5 protein-coding genes are annotated in these 6,531 nt (G+C 42.5%); 3 read left to right on the top strand and 2 right to left on the bottom strand.

Annotation, left to right across the window (positions count from 1 at the left end):
• The first annotated feature begins 829 nt into the window (after window positions 1-829).
• Window positions 830-961: a photosystem II reaction center protein PsbN gene (gene psbN / locus F6J94_RS27830; protein ID WP_008180512.1), complete on the top strand. Its 132-nt coding sequence runs from the start codon at window positions 830-832 to the stop codon at window positions 959-961.
• 121 nt (window positions 962-1,082) lie between these two features.
• Here psbN and F6J94_RS27825 read toward each other — a convergent pair whose 3' ends face one another.
• Entirely contained in the window at window positions 1,083-3,515 is a 2,433-nt protein-coding gene (locus F6J94_RS27825; RefSeq protein WP_293046318.1) for a GAF domain-containing protein, read from the bottom strand.
• A 582-nt stretch (window positions 3,516-4,097) separates the two neighbouring features.
• Here F6J94_RS27825 and F6J94_RS27820 point away from each other — a divergent pair.
• Both F6J94_RS27820 and F6J94_RS27815 read left to right on the top strand, forming a co-directional pair.
• Window positions 4,098-4,772: a HEAT repeat domain-containing protein gene (locus tag F6J94_RS27820; protein WP_293046315.1), complete on the top strand. Its 675-nt coding sequence runs from the start codon at window positions 4,098-4,100 to the stop codon at window positions 4,770-4,772.
• A gap of 121 nt (window positions 4,773-4,893) precedes the next feature.
• On the top strand, window positions 4,894-5,415 hold the full coding sequence (locus F6J94_RS27815; protein WP_293046312.1) for a phycobiliprotein lyase: 522 nt from the start codon (window positions 4,894-4,896) through the stop codon (window positions 5,413-5,415).
• Window positions 5,416-5,684: 269 nt separating this feature from the next.
• On the opposite strand, the gene F6J94_RS27810 is transcribed toward F6J94_RS27815, so the two are convergent.
• Window positions 5,685-6,191, bottom strand: coding sequence for a hypothetical protein (locus tag F6J94_RS27810; protein ID WP_293020244.1), 507 nt, complete (start codon window positions 6,189-6,191; stop codon window positions 5,685-5,687).
• Window positions 6,192-6,531: the final 340 nt, after the last annotated feature.

Below are 6,531 nucleotides of genomic sequence, written 5' to 3'. Positions count from 1 at the left end.
CCATTAAGAAAATTAGCGCAATGCTTTTGGCATTGCTTTGTCGGCAACAACCATTAGTTAAAACTAATGCTATACCATCGTCCTATCTGCTTGTGAGTAGGTTTGTACAGGTTAAATGTTGCACAAGTCGCTTGAATTCAATCAATCCAGACTCGGAAATTGTTTGAGAGAGTTTGCGGCAGTGGCACATCCAATAGACATGATTAACTGCCAGGACTATCAAAGCGTGGTTTTTGCCTAAGTACCTGGTGAGGTAAAGGTCGTGAAAATTTTCCGGATTTTGGGCTACATACCCCGTGATGAGGCGCCAACTCACCTTTTCCCAAGAAAATTAACACACTGTTAACACAGTACCTGATATTTTTCAAGCCTGCCGTTCACAACAACTAATCTTTTTGAAGATTAGTTGTTGACAAACTTAGACAGTAGTTGACAAAAATTTTTTTTTGTCAACTACTGTCTAAGTTTGTCTAGTAGTTATAGTTTTGGAAATGTATCTTAACAGTATTAATATTCTGTGGTATTCTTAAAAAAAAGCAATAAAATTAAAATTTGTTAACACAACATCAAAAAAAGCTACAATTGACTCTGAATCTACTTCTGACAATAGATCCCGTTTAGCTCGCCTTTGGCGTGATCGTCCAAGCACAGGTCGGGGTATCCCCTGCCATGCTCTCGATCTAGAGAGAACTAAATGTATAGGTTTGTCTAGATTTTAGAGAGCAGAATGTCAAAAAGAAAACAGACTCATATAACGATGCAGTAGCCTCAATGGGGTTTCCCCCACAAGCCACTGCATCAACAGACACACTTATATTTGATTTGAGCCATGGAACCCGCAATAGTCCTTAGCATTGTTATCCTTGTTTTTGTAATCGGTATCACTGGTATATCCATTTACACCGCTTTTGGACCCCCTTCAGCGGAATTAGTCGATCAGTTTGAAGAACATGAAGACTAATATAATAGTTTTCCATTCAAACCGGGAAAGTCACAAGTGATTAGGGTAGCACAACTCAACTATCAGTTAACCGCTACCCTTAGGCAAAAGACAAAGCAGTCCCTTAAGCATAGAAGGTAGATTAAAACTTGATCGTCAAACTGTTTTCGTGTTCATTGAGTTCGGAGCCTTGAGGAGCCGGAATTTGCACGGTAAATGTAGTCCATCTCTGAGAGCTTTCTACCTGAATGATGCCGTCGAGCTGCTTGACTAGCTGCTTCACCAAAGCCAGACCTAATCCTGTACCACCTCGCTTCCAAGGATCAGCATTAGGAATGCGATAGAACTTATCGAAGATGTGGGGTAATTCCGTATCAGCAATCTCGGCTTGATTGCTGATCTTAAATATTACCTTGGGTACGGGATCTGATGGGATCAGATCCCGATTGTTTTGGTAAAAAAACTCAAGAATAATCTGCCTGTTGCCTGGAGTATATTTACAAGCATTGTTGAACAGTTCTGTCACAATTCGCCCGAAGCTGGTCTTGTCAATCAAAACCGATGGCAAATTATCTGACAGAGTCAACTTCAGAATTTGCTGTTGTGCCTGGATACGGGAGCAAAAGGAATCAATGATTCGGCGTAACCAGATTTTCAAGTCTACTACTGTTCGCGAAACCTGATAAGAGGCGGTTTCTAAACGCTGCAAGTCGAGTAAATCGTTGATTAGTTCAATTTCTCTGTAACACTCAGATTCTAAAATCTCTGTATAGCGCTGTCGTCGTTGACTCTCTGGAGCAATTTTGAGCATCTGTATTGCCATTTTCATATTGGATAGAGGTGTGCGCAGTTCATGAGAAACGGTACTTAAGAAATCATCTTTGAGGATGTTTAGTCTCTGTAGTTCCTTGATTCTCTCTCGTAGTTGTTGGGTGCGCTCGAGTACTTGCCGTTCTAAGTCGGTGTTGAGGTTAGCCAGCCGCTGATAAAGCTGGCCTTGCTGAATTGCGATCGCAAGTTGCTCAGCCATCGACTGCACCAAAGTCACTGCGCCATCAGACCATTGGTAGTCACTATGAATATTGATCAGGCACAATTTTCCCCAGAGGCGGTTTTGAAACCTTAGTGGTACAAGTAACTGATGGCAACTGTCCTGAAGGTTTAAGTTGCAGCTATTGTTAATACGCACCACTTCCAGATTTTTGATCTTGCGACTAATCTCATTGTCCACATCGGGAGTTTCAGCACCCAAAGGGCTACTCAAGTTAGCTTGTTTACTGGATTGAGATACCGTTAACCAAACCTGCCGCTGTGGCAGATATTCTTGAATTTCTACTAGGTCAACGTTCAACAGCTGACTGATTTCTTGAGTGGCTGTGGTAAAAATCTGCTCTAAATCAAGAGAGCTACGAATCTTTTGAGTAAACTTATTGAGCGTTGCTTCCCGTTGAGCTTTGAGTTGGTTTTCCTGATAAATTTGAGCCTGCTGAATCGCAATTCCTACATGGTCTGCTACTGATTTCCACAAATTTCTTTCCCAAAGCTGCCACTGTCGTGGTCTACTACACTGATGGGCAACCAATAGTCCCCACAGAGGTGAGTCTTTAGGTTGGTTTTGGTCTAGTTGAGGGTGACAGATAATCGGAACTACCAAGTTAGCAACGACTTGAAGCTGAGCTAGGCAATTAACTTCATAGGAGGACAAGCCCCCAGAATCAGAATAGATATCTTCAATGGCTTGGATTGGACCATACCGGTACTGATTAGCATGGGTTTCCCAGAAGTGGGGATTATACATTTCCCTACCTGTAATCGGCTGCCAGGGTGATTCTACAGACTCTACTGTAAATCTACCTCTCCAATCCGACTCGAAGCGATAAACCGCTACCCGATCTGCTTGTAACAATCGACGAACTTCATTAACTGTGGTATTTAGAATTGTCTCCACATCTAAAGACTTACGAATGCGGGCTGCAAAGTTTTCCCGAAGGGAATCACCCATTGCCTGCCTCAGCTTATCTTGAGCCACCTGGTTAGACAGTGCGTTCGCGTAGCGTGGCCTATGGCCAATCGCGTAGCGTGACCTACTGTCAATCTCTGCCTGTTTGCCCTCTTTAGCATCAACGACAGTTGCTACAAAACCAATCTGTTTCCCTACCTGATCTTGCAGGACACTAATGGTAAAATCGCTAGCCAATCGGCTACCGTCTTGGCGTTGAATGAGCAACTCACCCTGCCAAACCTCTAAGTGGGACAATTGAGCAAAAATTTCTTTGATGGGAGCATCACTTCTAGGGGGAAACATGATCTCGGATAGCTGCGACCCAATAACATCTTGGGCTTGCCATTGATATAGCTTGCAGGCATAACTATTCCAATGGATAATTTTTCCATCCATATCTATGGCAATAATCCCACTCGGTAAGTTATCTAATAAACAAGCCTGAAAGTGAATTTGCTCTTGTGCCTTTTGATATTTGGTTTCCTGAGCTAATAAAATTTCTTGAAGCTGCTCAAAGGCTGCTTCATCGACTGTAAGCTCACGTAGAATCTGGAACTGCTCTAATCTCATCATTGATGTCTCAAAATCGAACGATCAGCTCTCAATTCAACAGTTACCATCAGCAACGGTGGCAGAAGTGACTTGGGTTGTTGTATTTCTCACATCAGCCTGTTTTCTATTCTTCCCTGTACTCAGATGCCGAAAGTTGAATTGATTTGCCATAGCTAGTTGACTAAAAAATTTCCATAGATACAGCCATAGCATTCCCAAAACCATGACTCAGAGCGACAATTGTGTATAAAGATTGATCTAGCAAGCAGGTCAGAGCGATTTAAGCAGTCAGCAGTCAGCAGTCAGCAGTCAGCAGTCAGCTTATTTGATTCAAAAGCACCTGAGGTAGCGTGGCACAGGCTTCGACGCTGTGACCTAACCAATAAGCTGATACGCGACACGCTGATAGCACCTCAAGTAGCGTGGCCAAAGGCCAAGGCTGATACGCGACACGCTGATACGCGACACGCTGATACGCGACACGCTGATAGCTGAATGCTTACAGAGCGATTACTTTACCAGACAGCTGGGTAGATTCTCAACGGATCACAACCGATGCTAATACTCCCCTGAGGTTAATTGTCAACCAAACCCCAATAAACTATGATGCCCCCTAATTTAGAACAACTTTCTGCTCAGCTGGAAAGCCCTAACATGCGCGATCGCTTGATGGCTCTGGCATCACTACGGGCTGTTCAAGCCAGTGATGCCGTGCCCCTAATTAAAAAGGTACTTGATGATCCCAATTTACCAGTTCGCTCTATGGCTATATTCGCCCTGGGAGTGAAGCCTACGGAAGAATGCTACCCAATTTTGGTCAAATTCATGGCAACTGACCCAGATTACGGAATTCGTGCTGCTGCTGCTGGGGCTTTGGGATATCTAGGTGACCCCAAAGCCTTTGAACCTCTAGTTAGGGCGTTCTACGAAGATACTGAATGGTTGGTACGTTTTAGTGCTGCTGTGTCCCTAGGTAATCTCCAAGATCCCCGTGCTCGTGATGTGCTGACCAAGGCCTTAGATAGTCAGGAAGTACTAGTCCAACAAGCTGCTATTGCTGCTTTAGGGGAAATTAAAGCTACAGAAGCTATAGACGATATTCTACGCTTTGCCCAGTCAGAGGATTGGATAGTGCGTCAACGTTTAGCAGAAGCCCTCGGTCAACTGGGTCAGGACAAAAGTATCTCGGCATTAAACTATTTGGCAAAAGACAGCCATCCTCAAGTATCTGAAGCCGCTCAAATGGCTCTATTGCGTTTGTCTGAAGCCTCAAGCTAGCGTAGCATCCTGGTAATTCGGCTAACCATAGCACGATAGAATCAATAGTGAACCACTTGATTGAAATTACCAACATCACTGATCCACCACGATCTACCACAAATTTTTACAATCTTAGCCAATGGATATTAAAGAGTTTTTTGAGCAGAGTGCTGGCAGATGGTTTTCTCAACGTACTAGTAATCATATTACTTCTCAACCCATTAAAAATGGTAAGTCCAACATCACTATGGAAATGCTATCTGGTGATGCCCCAGAGGTAATCAAACTCTGTAAACAATACCAAATAGAGCCTGGTATAGCTATATTTGGTGTAAAAGTGATTTGGGACGGTACAGTAGTAGGAGAGCAGAAAAAGCAAACTGGTTCCACTGTTGTTGTACCTGTTCCCAACCCAGAAAATCCTGACATTGGCAAACTATTGCGAACTAATGGTGATGTTGAAGAAACTTCCTTAAAATGTCGTTACAGTATCGGCCAGGATGATGTTTTAACAATGATTACAGAGGGGAAAACTCTATATGCTGAAGAACGTTTTTGGTTTGCTAGCCCTAACTTTCGGTTACGCACTAACGTTCTCCAGCAGGGGGGGCAATTAACCATGGCTTCTCTGGCCACAGAAATTCGTCTTGGTGTTACGTGAAAGTTAAGCATTGAGTCAGCTATCAGCGTGTCGCGTATCAGCGTGTCGCGTATCAGCTAATGCGCTACTTGAGGTGCTATCAGCTTTGGGCCTGTGGCCAGGCTACTTGAGATACTTTTGAATAAAATAAGCACCGATTGCGCTACGCGCACGCTGCGCGAACAGTAGCGTTAGCCTTGGCCGTTGGCCAGGCTACGCGAATGTCTCAGGGCTGACGGCTGACCGCTGACCGCTGACCGCTGACCGCTGACCGCTGAATGCTTACAGTCTCAATTATTAGTATTTATGTTATTGACTACAAAAGGCTTATCGATAGGTTTTGGTTCTTTACTGTAAGCACTTTCCAGGACTTTGTTCCTGACTAAATTTGCCTCATATTCAGAAAAATAGCCAATCAGGGTACCTCGCCACACTTTCCTGAGCATATATCTCTCTGATGGCACCTGTATATAACCGGTTGGGGCATAGTTATCTTTTATAAATGAATCCGACTTAATGACCTTAGAATTTTTAATATAATCATGCTTGGATTTAAATAGCTTACAATTGTAATTGTAAGCCCATTTGTTAGATATAACGACTCGTTTAAGATTTATTTTATTCAATAAATAACTTGTTGGTACAAAAACAGCAAATTTGCCATCGGGAATTTTGGCACAGGCTCGGGCAGAGTAGTTTTCAAAAATTATTTGTACAAATAATGTCAGCTGTATTCCAAAAATTAGTCCGGCTATTAAACCAGAAAATAGGGGAAAACAAAAACTTTTTTCATGCATCCAATTTACCTAGATTTACTGTGAATAAAGAACTTTATATCGGAATTAATTATATAAATTAATAGCTAGATAATAATATATAATTTTTTTTTTGTGAATAAAGGACTTTATATTGGAATTAATTATATAAATTAATTGCTAGATATCTACCTAATATATTAAATTTTAATGAAGATTACTTGATAGTTTGATGAAAGTTTATAAAAAATAATTGAATCACAATGGGGTATGCCATAGGGGGATCAGGGAGGATTTGGTATGATTAGATCCGTTCGCGTAGCGTGGCCTACGGCCATTAATCCCCGTGGGATTATTGGCCGTAGGCCACGCTACGCGAACA

The sequence above is a fragment of the Moorena sp. SIO1F2 genome, assembly GCF_010672755.1.
Classification (GTDB): Bacteria; Cyanobacteriota; Cyanobacteriia; order Cyanobacteriales; family Coleofasciculaceae; genus Moorena.
Note: the sequence above shows the minus strand (reverse complement) of the source record. Positions and strands in the feature narration are given on the sequence as shown.